The organism is Shinella sp. HY16, from assembly GCF_028534175.1.
Classification (GTDB): domain Bacteria; phylum Pseudomonadota; class Alphaproteobacteria; order Rhizobiales; family Rhizobiaceae; genus Shinella.
Map to the genome: position 1 here is coordinate 3,815,001 of NZ_JAHYXL010000001.1, position 15,315 is coordinate 3,830,315.

Sequence of the window (15,315 nt, forward strand, 5' to 3'; positions counted from 1 at the left end):
ACCGAATACCTCAGGGGGTAGAGCACTGGATGGGCTATGGGGACTCACCGTCTTACTGATCCTAACCAAACTCCGAATACCTGAGAGTACTAGTCGGCAGACACACGGCGGGTGCTAACGTCCGTCGTGAAAAGGGCAACAACCCTGACCTCCAGCTAAGGTCCCCAAGTCATGGCTAAGTGGGAAAGGATGTGAGGATCCCAAAACAACCAGGATGTTGGCTTAGAAGCAGCCATCATTTAAAGAAAGCGTAACAGCTCACTGGTCTAAATAAGGGTCTTTGCGCCGAAAATGTAACGGGGCTAAAGCCATGCACCGAAGCTGAGGATGTATCGCAAGATACGTGGTAGCGGAGCGTTCCGTAAGCCTGCGAAGGAGGACCCGTGAGGGCCTCTGGAGGTATCGGAAGTGCGAATGTTGACATGAGTAACGATAAAGAGGGTGAGAGACCCTCTCGCCGAAAGACCAAGGGTTCCTGCTTAAAGTTAATCTGAGCAGGGTTAGCCGGCCCCTAAGACGAGGCGGACACGCGTAGTCGATGGGAACCACGTTAATATTCGTGGGCCTGGTGGTAGTGACGGATTGCGTAACTTGTTCAGACTTATTGGATTGTCTGGGCGGGGAAGCGGTTCCAGGAAATAGCTCCACCGTATAGACCGTACCCGAAACCGACACAGGTGGTCAGGTAGAGCATACCAAGGCGCTTGAGAGAACTCTGCTGAAGGAACTCGGCAAATTGCACGCGTAACTTCGGAAGAAGCGTGACCCCAAGGTACGCAAGTATTTTGGGGTGGCACAGACCAGGGGGTAGCGACTGTTTATCAAAAACACAGGGCTCTGCGAAGTCGCAAGACGACGTATAGGGTCTGACGCCTGCCCGGTGCTGGAAGGTTAAGAGGAGAGGTGCAAGCTTTGAATCGAAGCCCCAGTAAACGGCGGCCGTAACTATAACGGTCCTAAGGTAGCGAAATTCCTTGTCGGGTAAGTTCCGACCTGCACGAATGGCGTAACGACTTCCCCGCTGTCTCCAGCAGAGACTCAGTGAAATTGAATTCCCCGTGAAGATGCGGGGTTCCTGCGGTTAGACGGAAAGACCCCGTGCACCTTTACTATAGCTTTACACTGGCATTCGTGTCGGCATGTGTAGGATAGGTGGTAGGCTTTGAAGCGCGGACGCCAGTTTGCGTGGAGCCATCCTTGAAATACCACCCTTATCGTCATGGATGTCTAACCGCGGCCCGTCATCCGGGTCCGGGACAGTGTATGGTGGGTAGTTTGACTGGGGCGGTCGCCTCCGAAAGAGTAACGGAGGCGCGCGATGGTGGGCTCAGACCGGTCGGAAATCGGTCGTCGAGTGCAATGGCATAAGCCCGCCTGACTGCGAGACTGACAAGTCGAGCAGAGACGAAAGTCGGTCATAGTGATCCGGTGGTCCCGCGTGGAAGGGCCATCGCTCAACGGATAAAAGGTACGCCGGGGATAACAGGCTGATGACCCCCAAGAGTCCATATCGACGGGGTTGTTTGGCACCTCGATGTCGGCTCATCGCATCCTGGGGCTGGAGCAGGTCCCAAGGGTTTGGCTGTTCGCCAATTAAAGCGGTACGTGAGCTGGGTTCAGAACGTCGTGAGACAGTTCGGTCCCTATCTGCCGTGGGTGTAGGAATATTGACAGGATCTGTCCCTAGTACGAGAGGACCGGGATGGACATATCTCTGGTGGACCTGTTGTCCTGCCAAGGGCATAGCAGGGTAGCTATATATGGAATGGATAACCGCTGAAGGCATCTAAGCGGGAAACCAACCTGAAAACGAGTATTCCCTTGAGAGCCGTGGAAGACGACCACGTTGATAGGCCGGGTGTGGAAGCGCAGCAATGTGTGAAGCTTACCGGTACTAATAGCTCGATTGGCTTGATCGTTCTCATTGTTCATGCTCATCGAATAAATTCGATGAGCCATCTCTTCTGTCCTGACGCACGCAGTGCTCCGGACGGGCCGCGCCATACGGTATTTTGCTTTGCAAAAACCGGGGCGCGACGGCCTCTGGTCTTGCGGAGCTACGCTCCGTTGCCCACAGAAGAAAAAGACGTGTTCATAAAATAAGACAAATGAAGGCATCCCCTTCTACCAGCTTCTCATCACATTGCCCTTAGCCGACCTGGTGGTCATGGCGGGGTGGCCGCACCCGTTCCCATTCCGAACACGGCCGTGAAACGCCCCAGCGCCAATGGTACTTCGTCTTAAGACGCGGGAGAGTAGGTCGCTGCCAGGTCTGCTAAAGGCAATGTGAGCAGGTTTTGTCGAAAGACAAATACCGACAGGTTTTTACCGCAAGGTAAAATACCGACAACGATCTTCTCGACACGCATTCGGCCCTGCCGAAACCAAAGGGCCGCTTCAAGCGGCCTTTGTGCTTTCCAGACCTCGGTGCGAGGCCACAGAAATACAACGGTGTTTTGCCTCCGGCAAAAACCGGACCGGGAAAAAGCGTTCAGGACGAGACAATCGTCGCGGTATTTTGCCTCCGGCAAAACCGGGTAACGCGGGGTGGAGCAGCCCGGTAGCTCGTCAGGCTCATAACCTGAAGGCCGCAGGTTCAAATCCTGCCCCCGCAACCAAATCTAAAAGCCCTCCCTTCGCGGAGGGCTTTTTGCGTTTGAAGCCCCAAAACAACCCCCCTTTTCCACCCCGCTAGCCGCAGCCCTATAATGCCAACGAAATCGGCAACGGAGACGGAAACCATGGACGCGTCCGAAAACCTCAATCTCCCCTACATCATCCCCGCACAGGCCCAGAAACATGTGACCCACAACGAGGCCATCAAGACCATCGATGCCCTCCTCCATCTCGCCGTCAAAAGCAGGAGCCTCGCAAGCCCGCCGGCAAACCCTGCCGCCGGCGATCGATACATCGTGCCCGCAGCCGCAACCGGCGCCTGGGCCGGCAGCCAAAACGCCATAGCCGCATGGCAGGACGCCGTCTGGACCTTCTATCAACCCAGAGAAGGCTGGATCGCCTATGCCACAGACGAAAACACCATGCTCGCCTTCCAGCACGGCGCCTGGACCAGCGCAACCGTCAATACAACCACCCAAAACCGCCTCGGTATCAATACAGCCGCCGATCTAACAAACAGGTTCGCTGTCGCCTCCCCAGCCTCCCTCTTCACCCATGAGGGGACGGGGCACCAGATCAAGGTCAACAAGGCCGCGACCGGCCATACCGCCTCGTTGCTCTTCCAGAGTGCTTGGTCGGGGCGGGCTGAAATGGGGCTTGCCGGGAGCGATGCCTTCAGCGTCAAGGTGAGCCCTGATGGTTCCACCTTCCACGACGCCCTGGTCGTCGATCCGGAGACGGGGCGGGTGACGTTTCCGGCCGGGGTCGTGGGCGTCCGGCCGCAACTGACGGGGCACCGGACCTACTATGTCGCAACGACAGGGAGCGACGGCAACAACGGGCTGACGGCGGGTGCGCCTTTCGCGACGATCCAGAAGGCAATCGACGTGGCGCACAATCTCGACTGTGCCTCCTTCGACGTGACGATCGAGATCGCCAACGGCACCTATGCCGGGGCGAGCATCGCGCGGCCGCTGATCGGCGGGGGCACGCTCGTCATCAAGGGCAACGAGACGACGCCGGCCTCGGTCGTGCTGTCCTCGGGGCTCGGCTTTCGCAATGGGGCCCAGGTGCGCGTTGCCGGCGTGCGGATCGCCATTGCAACGGATCTCATCCATGCGCTTTCGGTAGGCCTTGGTGTGCATCTGCGGCTCGGCAAGGTGGAGTTCGGCGCGGTCGGCGCGAATGCCGACCATATTTTCTGCGACGGCCCCTGCCATATCGTGCTGGAAGACAACTATACGATCACCGGGGGTGCGCGGCGGCACATGAATATCGGCGTCGGCCACCTTGCCGGCGCGAACCGCACTTTCACGTTGACCGGCACGCCCGCCTTCACGCAGTTCATCGCCGCCTCGAACTGCGGCACCGTCGCGCTCTCCAATCCAACCATAGCGGGCACGGCCACCGGCGGGCGCTACATTGCCGAAACCAACGGGGTCATCAACACGTTCGGCAAGGCGACGACGTTCCTGCCGGGTACCCTCGCGGGCACCAATCCGACCGGTGGCATTTATGCCTGAGGAAAAGCATAGCATGCGTTGCATTCCAGGCGGCCCTTGCGCGAGGGCTGCCGGACTGGTTATGAAAAGACATGTCGCTCGAATCCGTCCGTACCTTCTTCTCCGAAAATGCGCCTGATGTCGCGGTGCTGGTCACCGAAGAGAGCTCTGCGACCGTGCCGCTTGCCGCCGCGGCGCATGGCGTGGCGCCGGAACAGATCGCCAAGACGATCTGCCTCAGGGTCGGCGAGGAGATCGTGCTCCTCGTTGCGGCCGGCACGGCGCGGCTCAGCAACCGGAAATTCAAGGACCGTTTTGCCGCAAAGCCGCGCATGCTCGATGCCGAGCAGGTGCTGGCCGTCACCTCCCATCCGGTCGGTGGCGTCTGTCCGTTCGGCCTGCCTGCGCCCGTGCCCGTCTATTGCGACGTCTCGCTGAAACCTTTCGACGAGGTGGTTCCGGCCGCAGGCGCGACGAATGCTGCCGTGCGCATTGCGCCGGACCGCATGGCGGACCTCGTCAAGGGCGAATGGGTCGACGTCTGCGAGTGACGTCACGGCTTTCCGGCTGGCGCCGGATAGTCCAGTCGAAACAAGTCGCCAGAGCGATTTCTCCAAAACCCTCCGCCGAGCGAATCGTGAAAGAGTTTCGCGAAAATCCGGGGAAATGCCCGGCTGGAAAAATCCCGCCTGAACACGCAATATGACGAAACTGTGATCAACCGCGGCCGGCTTTCGGCGGACAGCGGCGCGCGGACGCGGGGAGACCCGCGGGCAGGCGGTTCGCAGTGCGAAGCGTCGGCTAGGTCCCGGGTTGCTGGAGGAGCATCTGGCCCGGAGGTTTTGCACGGCGCAGCCGCTGGCGCGCCAGGGGGAGAAAACATGTTTGAACGGTTTTTCAAGCTGAGTGAGCACGGAACGAGCGTGCGCACCGAGGTGATCGCGGGTCTGACGACCTTCCTCACCATGTCCTATATCATCTTCGTCAACCCGGACATCCTGTCGACGACGGGCATGGACCGCGACGCCGTCTTCGTCGCCACCTGTCTTGCCGCCGCGCTCGGCTCCATGGTCATGGCGCTCGTCGCCAACTGGCCGATCGGCATGGCGCCCGGCATGGGCCTCAACGCCTTCTTCGCCTTCACGGTCGTGGCGGCGCTCGGCTTCACCTGGCAGCAGGCGCTGGGTGCGGTGTTCATTTCCGGTATCATCTTCGTCATCCTGACGGTGACCGGTGTGCGCAGCTGGCTGATTGCCGGCATTCCGCATTCGCTGCGCAGCGCGATCGCCGCCGGTATCGGCCTCTTCCTCGGCATCATCGCCCTGAAGAGTTCCGGCATCGTCGTCGACAATCCGGCGACGCTCGTCGGTCTCGGCGACCTCAAGCAGACCGGCCCGCTGCTCGCCATCCTCGGTTTCTTCATCATTGCCGTGCTTGATGCGCTGCGCGTCAAGGGGGCGATCCTGATCGGCATTCTCGCCGTCACGGTCCTCTCCTGGATTTTTGGCGTCAGCGAGTTCCGCGGCCTCGTTTCCGCCCCGCCGTCGATCATGCCGACCTTCCTGCAGCTCGACATCATGGGTGCGCTGCACGGCGGCCTGCTGCATGTCATCCTCGTCTTCGTGCTCGTCGAAGTGTTCGATGCGACCGGCACGCTGATCGGCGTGGCCAAGCGTGCCAACCTCATCCAGGAAGGCAAGCAGAGCCGCCTCGGCCGCGCGCTTCTCGCCGACAGCACGGCAATCGTTGCCGGCTCGCTGATCGGCACGAGCAGCACCACGGCCTATGTCGAAAGCGCTTCGGGCGTGCAGGCCGGCGGTCGCACGGGCCTCACCGCCTTCACCGTCGCTATCCTGTTCCTCGCTGCCCTCTTCATCTCGCCGCTCGCCGGCTCCGTGCCGAGCTATGCGACGGCACCGGCCCTGCTCTATGTCGCAGGCCTGATGATGCGCGAACTGACGGAAATCGAGTGGGATGACCTGACGGAAGCGGCTCCGGCTGCGCTCACTGCGCTCGCCATGCCCTTCACCTACTCGATCGCCAACGGCCTTGCCTTCGGCTTCGTCAGCTATGTCGTCTTGAAGTTCTTCACCGGCAAGTGGAAGCAGATCCATCCGGCAACGGCGATCGTCGCGGCCCTCTTCATCATCCGCTTCGCCTTTTTCGCGGAATAAGGGGCCCGATCATTCGGGCGGACCGTACCACAAACTCCATCGTCATCCTCGGCGTTTGGCCGAGGATCCATCTGCCGCCACGGCTGATGGGGGCTCGGGTCAGGGCCAAGCTGATGGTAGAGGGGTTCGTGCGACACATCAAAAGGGCCGCGTGATGAGCGCGGCCCTTTTTGCATGTCAGGGCCGGGCGACACCGTCCAGCCAAGCCTGCCATTCCGGTTCGCTTGCCATGGCCACCTGCGCAGCCTTCTCTCCGTAGAAGAAGCGGCAGACGCTGAGGCGGATCGCTTCGCCCGTACGGTAGAGGCCGAAGAGGCCGACGCCCGGCATTTCGCCATCGATGCGGACCAGCACGTAGCGCTGCCGATCGTCCTGCCGCACGCCGACGACCTCGCCGAAAAACATTTCGCCGGCTTCGACGGTCCAGTTTTCGCCGACATCGGCCGTCTCGTGGCCGAGGCCGTCGAGCAGCTTGCGCCATGTGACGAGGCCATCGCCCGCTGCTTCGGCGGACAGCTGGAAAGAGGCAGCGGGTTGGCCGGCATGGTGTGCGAGATAGAGCCGCAGCACCTCGATGAATCCGGGCCAGCCGGACTCGAACCCCTCCATCTGGTCGTCCCAGTCGTCCGTTGAGCTGAAGAGGGAATGCACCATGCGCACGAGGCACTCGTCGCCCGAGCGGGCGGTGATGGAAATCTCCGTGGCGATCGGCGGGGCATTATCCGCCCAGCCGACCTCCACATAACCGAAGCGGTGTGGCGGCTCCCAGCCGGTGACCGTGCCGCCGGAGGTGACCCCAGGCATGAAGTGGAAGGTGAGCTGGCCGCCGATCTTCTCCTCGATCTCGGCCCGGGTGAACCAGGCGGCGTTGCCGGGGCCGGTCGCCATGGCATGCCAGACCTCCTCGGGCGTGCCGGGAACGAGAAACTCCATTTCCACCCAGCGTTTGCCGCTGGCGTCAAATTTCGTCGGCATCGGACTTCCTTTCCTTGTCTGGTGGTGCGGGATAGGCGGCGACGACCAGCCGGTGCGCCCGCCCGGCCGGGGCCTGTTCGTCGTGGTAGCGGGCGGTGAGCGTTGCGACCGCCGCGGTGAGATCGGCCGTGAAGGCGGCGCGCGCGGCGGGGGAGGCGAAGCGGATCGTCGTGTCGATGGAGAGCGTGGCAAGCCGCTTGTCTGCAGCGCGCGCGCCACGCCAGAGCATGCCGACCTCGCGCAGGCTGCGGGCGGCGAGTGCCACGAGATAACTTGCCGAGAACCGGTCGCCGGAAACATCGGGATCGGCCCCGACCGGCCCCAGCGCGGCCGGCGAGACGACATAGGAGCGCGCCGTTGCCACCATCAGCCGCTCGGTGATGCCGCCCCACTGGCGGGCCTCGGCCTGTTCCACCAGCCTCTCGTCCTCCAGCGCCCTGAGGTGATAGTTCACCTTCTGGCGTGTCAGTCCCACCCGACCGGCGAGCGTGGCTGCGGAGGCTGGCGTGGAAAGCTCGGCGAGCAGGCGCGCCTTCACGGGGTCGAGGGCAAGGGCAACGGCGGCCGGTGTGTCAAGGATATCGAGATCGAGCATGTGGCAGGATTCCATTGACAAGAAAATTTGTCAATGGACTCAAAAAAGTGCCGGCCCGTGGAGGCGGGCCGGCGGATCCGTGATCCCGGTGGGTGGATCAGCGGATCAGGAAGGGTTCCGAATAGAAATGCTCCTCGAGGTTCACGCCCTCCCCGCCGCGATCCACAACAGCGAAATCGGAGACGGTGTCGAGCGGTGTCAGGATGCCGTGCCAGACATTGCGGCCGATATTGACGCCCTGGCCGGGCGCGGTGCGGAAGGCGATCGGCTCAGTGGGTCCGTTCTCGGTCTCCCCGGCGACGACGACGAGGAACGAGGCATCACTCAAGGGAATGAAGGCCTGGCTGCCGAGCGGGTGGCGCTCCACCATCGTCAGCTCCAGCGGCAGGGAATAGGGCTCGCCGCGCAGGAGACTGATCATCGGCCGGGCTTTGTCACCCGTCGTCTCGATATTGGCGAGGTCATGGTAGCGGGTGCATTTTCCCGCATTGATCGGGAAGTTGTGGGCACCGTCCTGCTCGATCACCTGGCCGAAGGGCGCGAAGGCCTCGCGGGTGAGCGGCTTGATCTCGATGGTCTTCATGTCTTTCCTCCCTCGGCCAGATGGCCAAAAATGCGCAGGCGGCTGACACCGCCGTCCGGATGGATGTTCAGGCGGACATGCGTCACGGCGTCCGCCCGTTTCACGAGATTGCCGTCGAACGTATGGATACGGTCGGCGGCAAGTTTCTGCTCGGGCAGGATCTCCTGCCAGAACATCGACGCGGCGGTGACAAGGGTGGGGAGGTCCCCCGTCGTGCCCGTCAGGTCGGCGGCCTGCAGGGAGCAGGCATCCGGGTAGTTGCCCTTGAAATGGGCGGTATCGACGACGATGCTTTCGATCGTCGCCCGTGCGGCAAGCCTGACCACGATCCATTCGTGGCCCGGTGTACGGCGGCGGCTGGTCTCCCAGCCGTCACCCATATTGATGCCGCGACCGGGCGCGAGCAAGCGCTGGTGGCCGTAGTGCCCGTTCGAGAGCGCGACGACGGTCCCGCCCGCAAGAGCGGCGGCAAGATCGATCGGTTCGTTTTCGGCGGCGCTGCGGTCGAGCGCCGGAAGTCCGTGGACGCGCAGCCTTGCCACCCCGCCATCGGGATAGATGCGCAGCCGCACATGGCTGAACAGCCCGTCCGTGGCGCAATCGAAGAAATGCGGGGCATTCGGCCCGAGTGGGCTTGCGGCCAAAAGGGGCGTCCACACCGTAGCCTCGCCCGGCCCGCCAGGCGCAAGACAGCCCTCTATGGCGCAGGCCGTCGGGTAGTTGCCGGTAAAATGTGCCGTATCCACCTCAAAGCCTTTGATGCGGCCGGGCGTTGCCAGTGCAACGATCGCATGGTCATGCCCCGGCCCGCGCCGCCGCCGCGTCTCCCAGCCGTCCATCCATTTGCCGTGCTCGTCATAGACGCCGGGCTTGTAGACGGCGGGCTCGTCGGCCAGCATGCGCGACAGCGGACCGAAAAACGCGTCCGTGGCGAAGATACCCCTTGCCCCGAGGCCGGCCGAGGCAAGGTTGATCGTTCCGCGTGTGAACGAAGGCGTGGCGCCGCTCGACATGACGCGGTCGCTCAGGCCGGCAGCAGCGAATTGAGCCGCAGATAGCCGATTCGCTCGACCTGCTTGCAGGCGGTGGCGAATTCGGCGACGCGGTCGTTCGCGATGCGTTTTTCGAAGGCGGCGAGAATGCTCGCCTTGGTGTTGTCGCGCACGGCGATGATGAACGGGAAGCCGAATTTTTCGACATAGCGGTTGTTGAGCTCGGTGAAGCGTGCGCGCTCCTCGTCGGTCAGCGCGTCGAGACCGGCCGACGCCTGCTCTTCCGTCGAGCTTGCCGTCAGGCGCTTGGCCACGGCCAGCTTGCCGGCGAGATCCGGGTGGGCGACAAGAACGCCCAGACGCTCCTCCTCGCTCGCCGCACGGAACTGGAAGGTGAGCGCGGCAGAAAGGCCGATCGCGGTATCGTTCGCCGGCGAAAGTTCGTCGGCGAAGGCGCGCCGGGCGATCCAGGGGGAGTGCTCGAAGATATCGCCGAAGCGTTTGACGAACGCCTCTTCCGCCATCTGCGACGGGCGCTCTGCGACCGGCTTTGGCGGATGGGTTTTTGCCCAGTGCTCGGCGATGTCGACGCGGCGGGCGATCCAGACTTTTTCGTGGCTCTGCACATAGTCGATGAAGCGGGCGAGCGCCATGACGCGGCCCGGCCGGCCGATCAGGCGGCAGTGCAGGCCGATGCTCATCATCTTCGGGCTGCCCTTGGCGCCTTCCGCATAGAGCGCGTCGAAACTATCCTTCAGGTAGCTGAAGAACTGGTCGCCGCTGTTGAAGCCCTGGGGCGTCGCGAAGCGCATGTCGTTGGCGTCGAGCGTGTAGGGGATGATCAGCTGCTGCCGGCCGCCATGCTCGTGCCAGTAGGGCAGGTCGTCGGAATAGGTATCGGAAACATAGTCGAAGCCGCCGGCTTCGGTGACGAGATCGACGGTGTTGACCGAACAGCGGCCGGTATACCAGCCGCGCGGCCGTTCGCCGGTGACGAGCGTGTGCAGGCGGATTGCCTCGGCAATGGCCGCGCGTTCGTCCTCCACCGTCATGTCCTTGTGCTCGACCCATTTGAGGCCGTGCGAGGCGATTTCCCAGCCGGCCTCCTGCATGGCGGCCACCTGGGCGGGCGAGCGGCGGAGCGCGGTGGCGACGCCGTAGACCGTGACGGGCACGTTCTTTTCCGTCAGCAGCCGGTGCAGGCGCCAGAAGCCGGCGCGCGCGCCGTATTCGTAGATCGATTCCATGTTCCAGTGGCGCTGGCCCGGCCATTGGGCGGCGCCGACGATCTCGGAGAGAAAGGCTTCCGATGCCGCATCGCCGTGCAACACACAATTCTCGCCACCTTCTTCGTAGTTCAGCACGAACTGTACGGCGACGCGTGCCTCGTCCGGCCACCCGGCAGCCGGCGGTGTCTGTCCATATCCGTGCATGTCACGGCAATATCGCATGGGAACGCTCCTCCAAACGCTTTCGATGCAGAATTTCTAACCGCAAATCGCCCGTGTCATTCCCTACGGAAATTTTGAAAGTCTCGAACGATCCTGCTGCTTTTCAGTGGCAAGAGGCTGGAGGATAGTGATTATCGGAGTGCTGTGTTCGGGAGGAAAAACATGCAAACTCATTCGCAAGGCGCCGGCCGCCTCACCACCCATGTGCTGGACACGGCGCGCGGCAAGCCGGCAGAAGGCCTGCGCATCGATCTCTACCAGGTGGAGGGCGACACACTGCGTCTTCTCAAGACCACCGAGACGAACGATGACGGCCGCTGCGATGCGCCGCTGCTCGCCGGCGAGACGATGAAGGCCGGCACCTACGAGCTGCGTTTCCACGCCGGCGATTATCTCGGCCGCACGGGGGATAGCCCGTTGTTCCTCGACATCATCCCCATTCGCTTCGGCCTTGCCGACGAGGGCGCGCATTACCATGTGCCGCTGCTCGTCTCGCCCTTCAGCTATTCAACCTATCGCGGGAGCTAATCCATGGCGGCCGTCTCGATCCGCGCGGAACTGCGTTTCATCCTCAATGGCCAGGACGTTGTTGTCAGCGACGTCGGGCCGGACCAGACATTGCTCGACTGGCTGCGGTTGTCCCGCCTGTTGAAGGGCACCAAGGAAGGCTGCGCCGAAGGCGACTGCGGCGCCTGCACGGTGCTGGTGGGCAGGCTGACACCTGAGGACGGCCTTGTTTACGAAGGCGTCAATGCCTGCATCCGCTTCCTCGGCTCGCTGGATGGCTGTCATGTCGTCACCGTCGAGCATCTCGCCGCCCGCGACGGCCGCCTGCACCCCGTGCAACAGGCCATGGTGGACTATCACGGTTCGCAATGCGGCTTCTGCACGCCGGGTTTCGTCATGTCGCTCTATGCACTGTGGATGCAGGCGCCGAACCCGAGCGATCAGGAGATCGAGACTGCGCTGCAGGGCAATCTCTGTCGCTGCACCGGCTATGAGCCGATCCTGCGCGCCGCCCGCGCTATTTCCACCTATGGCGGCACGGAGAAGGACCCGCTTCTCGCCGAACGTCAGACGATGATCAAGCGCCTCCGGGCACTTGCCGATGGCGCGCGCGTCGAAGTCGGCGAAGGCAGGAAGCGGTTCGTCGTGCCGGCGAATCTCGACGATTTCGCCGCTATGCTGGAGGCGGAACCCGCCGCCACGATCGTGGCGGGTTCCACCGATGTCGGCCTTTGGGTCACCAAGCACATGCGCGACATCACGCCGGTCGTCTTCATTGCCGGCCTTCAGGAGATGAAGGCGATTGCGGTGAAGGACGACGTGATCACGCTCGGCGCCGGCGTCACCTATACCGAGGCCATCGCGACGCTTTCGCAGCACATTCCGGCGCTCGGCCCGCTCATCACCCGGATCGGCGGCCAGCAGGTGCGCAACATGGGCACGATCGGCGGCAATGTCGCCAACGGTTCGCCGATCGGCGACACGCCGCCGGCGCTGATCGCGCTCGGTGCGTCGGTGACCTTGCGCAAGGGCGCGGAACGGCGCACCATCCCGCTTGAGGATTTCTTCATCGCCTATGGCAAGCAGGACCGTCAGCCGGGCGAATTCGTGGAATCCCTTGCGGTGCCCGTTCCCCCTGCGGCGGAAAAGTTCGCCGTCTACAAGGTGACCAAGCGCCGCGACGAGGACATTACCGCAACGCTCGGCGCCTTCCGCCTGGCGCTTGCTGCCGACGGCACGGTCGCTGCCATCACCATCGCTTATGGCGGCATGGCGGCGACGCCGAAGCGTGCCTTTGCCGTCGAAAAGGCACTGCTCGGTCAGAGCTGGACGGAGGCGACGGTGGAAGCGGCCATGGCGAAATATGCCGAGGACTATGCGCCGCTGACCGACATGCGCGCGACAGCGGAATACCGCGCGCTGGTGGCGAAGAACCTGCTCTTGCGGTTCTATGTGGAAACGACGACCAGCGCAGAGCCCGCGCAGGTGTCCAGATACGAGGCTGCGTAAGCCATGAACAAGCACACTCCAGACCTCAAGGCGGAAAAGATCACCGGCGGCGTGCATTCGAGCCCGCGCCACGATTCCGCACACAAGCACGTTGCCGGCACGGCCGTCTATATCGACGACATCACCGAGCCCGCCGGCACGCTGCATGCCGGCCTCGGCCTCTCCACGGTCGCCCACGGTACCGTGAAGTCCCTCGACCTTTCGGCGGTGCGCGCCGCGCCCGGCGTCGTCGACGTGCTGACCTATGAGGACGTGCCCGGCGATAACGACATCTCGCCCTCGGGCATGCATGACGATCCGGTGCTCGCCGCCGGCAAGGTGGAGTTCCACGGCCAGCCGATCTTCTGCGTGATCGCGGAAACGCGCGAGGAAGCCCGCCGCGCTGCGCGCCTGGCCAAGGTCGAATACGAGGAGCTGCCCGCCAATATCGACATCTGGGACCTCGACCAGACGACGCATCGCCAGGTCTTTCCGCCGCTGACGCTGAAGCGCGGCGATGCGGCCGCGGCCCTCGACAGCGCGCCGCGCCGGGTGAAGGGCCGCATGCGGCTGGGCGGGCAGGACCATTTCTATCTCGAAGGCCAGGTCTCGCTCGCCGTACCCGGCGAGGATGACGAGGTCACCGTCTATTGCTCCACCCAGGGGCCGAGCGAGACGCAGCATCTCGTCGCCCATGCGCTCGGCGTGCCGAGCCACGCCGTGACCGTGGAGGTGCGCCGCATGGGCGGCGGCTTCGGCGGCAAGGAGACCCAGGCCAACCAGTGCGCTGCGCTCGCCGCCATCGCCGCCAAGAAGCTGGGCCGCGCCGTCAAGCTTCGCCTTGACCGCGACGAGGACATGGTGGCGACCGGCAAGCGGCACGATTTCGCCATCGACTATGATGTCGGCTTCGACGACGAGGGCCGCATTCTCGGCATCGACTACACCTTCGCGCTTCGCGCCGGCTTTTCGGCGGACCTCTCCGGTCCGGTGGGCGACCGCGCGCTGTTCCACTGCGACAACGCCTATTTCTTCCCGCATGTGCACGCCAAGACGGCGCTGCTGCACACCAACACCGTGTCGAACACCGCCTTCCGCGGTTTCGGCGGCCCGCAGGGCATGGTGGGCGCCGAGCGTGTCATCGACGAGGTGGCCTTCGCCGTCGGCAAGGACCCGCTGGATATCCGCAAGCTGAATTTCTACGATGCGATGGGCGTCGAGGGGACCCGCAACCTCACGCCCTACCACCAGAAGGTGGAGGACTGCATCATCCAGCGCATCGTCGCCGAACTCGAAGAGAGCGCCGACTATGCCGGCCGCCGCAAGGCGATCCAGGCGTTCAATGCGAAGAGCCGCATCGTCAAGCGCGGCCTGGCACTGACGCCGGTCAAGTTCGGCATCTCCTTCACCAAGACGGAATCCAACCAGGCCGGCGCGCTGGTGCATGTCTACACGGACGGTTCCGTGCACATGAATCACGGCGGCACGGAAATGGGCCAGGGCCTGCACCTGAAGGTGGCGCAGGTGGTGGCGGAAGAGTTCCAGATCGATCTCGACCGGGTGAAAATCACCGCGACGACGACGGCCAAGGTGCCGAACACCTCACCGACCGCGGCTTCGTCCGGCGCCGACCTCAACGGCATGGCGGCGCAGAACGCCGCGCGCCAGATCAAGGACCGGCTGATCGATTTCGCTGCGGAAAGCCATCAGGTGCCACGCGATCAGGTCGTCTTCCTGCCGAACCGCGTGCGGATCGGCAATTCCGAGATGTCCTTCAACGATCTCGTGAAGAAGGCCTATATGGCGCGCGTCCAGCTCTCGGCGGCCGGCTTCTACAAGACGCCGAAGATCCACTGGGACCGCTCGAAGGGCCGCGGCCACGCGTTCTATTACTACGCCTATGGCGCGGCCTGCTCTGAGGTTTCGGTCGACACGCTGACCGGCGAATATGTCGTCGAGCGCACCGACATCCTGCACGATACCGGCCGGTCGCTGAACAAGATCATCGACATCGGCCAGGTCGAAGGCGGTTTCATCCAGGGCATGGGTTGGCTGACCACGGAGGAATTGTGGTGGGACGGCAAGGGGCGGCTTCGCACCCACGCGCCCTCCACCTACAAGATCCCGCTCGCCTCGGATCGCCCGAAGATCTTCAACGTCGCGCTGACCGACTGGTCGGAAGCCTACGAGCCGACGATCCACCGCTCCAAGGCGGTTGGCGAGCCGCCGCTGCCGCTCGGCCTTGCCGTGCTGCATGCGCTGTCGGATGCGGTGGCGAGCGTGGCGGACTATCAGATCTGCCCACGGCTCGACGCCCCGGCGACACCCGAATGCGTGCTGATGGCGATCGAGCGTCTCAAGGCGGCCCAAGCAGCTCCAGGAAAAGTGTGATGCGGTTTTCCGTCCGGAATTGCGGCAAAGAAAGCAAGGGG

Annotated in this window: 11 protein-coding genes, 1 tRNA gene and 2 rRNA genes (1 of these 14 cut by a window edge); 9 read left to right on the forward strand and 5 right to left on the reverse strand. The window is 63.3% G+C overall.

Annotated features, from left to right (window positions below):
• From K0P03_RS18665 to K0P03_RS18690, 6 genes are all read left to right on the forward strand, one after another.
• Window positions 1–1,919 (forward strand): 23S ribosomal RNA (locus K0P03_RS18665) (it extends 880 nt beyond the left edge of the window).
• Between the two features lie 238 nt (window positions 1,920–2,157).
• Window positions 2,158–2,272 (forward strand): 5S ribosomal RNA (gene rrf, locus K0P03_RS18670).
• Between the two features lie 269 nt (window positions 2,273–2,541).
• Window positions 2,542–2,618, forward strand: a tRNA-Met gene (locus K0P03_RS18675).
• Between the two features lie 123 nt (window positions 2,619–2,741).
• Window positions 2,742–4,139 carry a DUF2793 domain-containing protein gene (locus tag K0P03_RS18680; protein ID WP_272790306.1) on the forward strand — a complete coding sequence of 466 codons (1,398 nt, stop codon included), beginning with the start codon at window positions 2,742–2,744 and terminating at the stop codon, window positions 4,137–4,139.
• A 71-nt stretch (window positions 4,140–4,210) separates the two neighbouring features.
• Window positions 4,211–4,669: a YbaK/EbsC family protein gene (locus K0P03_RS18685; protein ID WP_023514690.1), complete on the forward strand. Its 459-nt coding sequence runs from the start codon at window positions 4,211–4,213 to the stop codon at window positions 4,667–4,669.
• A gap of 330 nt (window positions 4,670–4,999) precedes the next feature.
• Window positions 5,000–6,292 (forward strand): NCS2 family permease, encoded by a 1,293-nt coding sequence (locus tag K0P03_RS18690; protein WP_023516878.1) that lies wholly within the window; start codon window positions 5,000–5,002, stop codon window positions 6,290–6,292.
• A gap of 177 nt (window positions 6,293–6,469) precedes the next feature.
• Here the strand turns inward: K0P03_RS18690 and K0P03_RS18695 are convergent, their stop codons facing one another.
• The 5 genes from K0P03_RS18695 to puuE form a co-directional block, all read right to left on the reverse strand.
• Window positions 6,470–7,267 carry an SRPBCC family protein gene (locus K0P03_RS18695; RefSeq protein WP_272790307.1) on the reverse strand — a complete coding sequence of 266 codons (798 nt, stop codon included), beginning with the start codon at window positions 7,265–7,267 and terminating at the stop codon, window positions 6,470–6,472.
• Entirely contained in the window at window positions 7,251–7,862 is a 612-nt protein-coding gene (locus tag K0P03_RS18700; protein WP_272790308.1) for a winged helix-turn-helix domain-containing protein, read from the reverse strand. Before K0P03_RS18700 ends, K0P03_RS18695 begins: the two co-directional genes overlap by 17 nt.
• 97 nt (window positions 7,863–7,959) lie before the next feature.
• Window positions 7,960–8,445, reverse strand: a complete 486-nt coding sequence (locus K0P03_RS18705; RefSeq protein WP_272790309.1) for an ureidoglycolate lyase — start codon at window positions 8,443–8,445, stop codon at window positions 7,960–7,962.
• Window positions 8,442–9,458 (reverse strand): allantoicase, encoded by a 1,017-nt coding sequence (gene alc, locus K0P03_RS18710; protein WP_272790310.1) that lies wholly within the window; start codon window positions 9,456–9,458, stop codon window positions 8,442–8,444. Before alc ends, K0P03_RS18705 begins: the two co-directional genes overlap by 4 nt.
• Before the next feature lie 11 nt (window positions 9,459–9,469).
• Window positions 9,470–10,888 carry an allantoinase PuuE gene (gene puuE / locus K0P03_RS18715; RefSeq protein WP_272790311.1) on the reverse strand — a complete coding sequence of 473 codons (1,419 nt, stop codon included), beginning with the start codon at window positions 10,886–10,888 and terminating at the stop codon, window positions 9,470–9,472.
• Window positions 10,889–11,050: 162 nt separating this feature from the next.
• On the opposite strand from puuE, the gene uraH reads away from it, so the two are divergent.
• From uraH to xdhB, 3 genes are read left to right on the forward strand one after another with little or no spacing between them, the layout of a single operon-like run.
• Window positions 11,051–11,416, forward strand: a complete 366-nt coding sequence (uraH, locus tag K0P03_RS18720) for a hydroxyisourate hydrolase (protein ID WP_272790312.1) — start codon at window positions 11,051–11,053, stop codon at window positions 11,414–11,416.
• Between the two features lie 3 nt (window positions 11,417–11,419).
• Complete coding sequence (gene xdhA / locus K0P03_RS18725; protein WP_023515077.1) at window positions 11,420–12,904, forward strand: xanthine dehydrogenase small subunit; 1,485 nt, start codon at window positions 11,420–11,422, stop codon at window positions 12,902–12,904.
• A gap of 3 nt (window positions 12,905–12,907) precedes the next feature.
• Window positions 12,908–15,274: a xanthine dehydrogenase molybdopterin binding subunit gene (xdhB, locus tag K0P03_RS18730; RefSeq protein ID WP_272790313.1), complete on the forward strand. Its 2,367-nt coding sequence runs from the start codon at window positions 12,908–12,910 to the stop codon at window positions 15,272–15,274.
• Window positions 15,275–15,315: the final 41 nt, after the last annotated feature.

Excerpts from the sequence above, each read along its gene's own strand:
- K0P03_RS18680 (WP_272790306.1), top strand. The coding sequence starts at position 2,742 with ATGGACGCGTCCGAAAACCTCAATCTCCCCTACATCATCCCCGCACAG.
- K0P03_RS18685 (WP_023514690.1), top strand. The coding sequence starts at position 4,211 with ATGTCGCTCGAATCCGTCCGTACCTTCTTCTCCGAAAATGCGCCTGAT.
- K0P03_RS18690 (WP_023516878.1), top strand. The coding sequence starts at position 5,000 with ATGTTTGAACGGTTTTTCAAGCTGAGTGAGCACGGAACGAGCGTGCGC.
- K0P03_RS18695 (WP_272790307.1), bottom strand. The coding sequence starts at position 7,267 with ATGCCGACGAAATTTGACGCCAGCGGCAAACGCTGGGTGGAAATGGAG.
- K0P03_RS18700 (WP_272790308.1), bottom strand. The coding sequence starts at position 7,862 with ATGCTCGATCTCGATATCCTTGACACACCGGCCGCCGTTGCCCTTGCC.
- K0P03_RS18705 (WP_272790309.1), bottom strand. The coding sequence starts at position 8,445 with ATGAAGACCATCGAGATCAAGCCGCTCACCCGCGAGGCCTTCGCGCCC.
- alc (WP_272790310.1), bottom strand. The coding sequence starts at position 9,458 with ATGTCGAGCGGCGCCACGCCTTCGTTCACACGCGGAACGATCAACCTT.
- puuE (WP_272790311.1), bottom strand. The coding sequence starts at position 10,888 with ATGCGATATTGCCGTGACATGCACGGATATGGACAGACACCGCCGGCT.
- uraH (WP_272790312.1), top strand. The coding sequence starts at position 11,051 with ATGCAAACTCATTCGCAAGGCGCCGGCCGCCTCACCACCCATGTGCTG.
- xdhA (WP_023515077.1), top strand. The coding sequence starts at position 11,420 with ATGGCGGCCGTCTCGATCCGCGCGGAACTGCGTTTCATCCTCAATGGC.
- xdhB (WP_272790313.1), top strand. The coding sequence starts at position 12,908 with ATGAACAAGCACACTCCAGACCTCAAGGCGGAAAAGATCACCGGCGGC.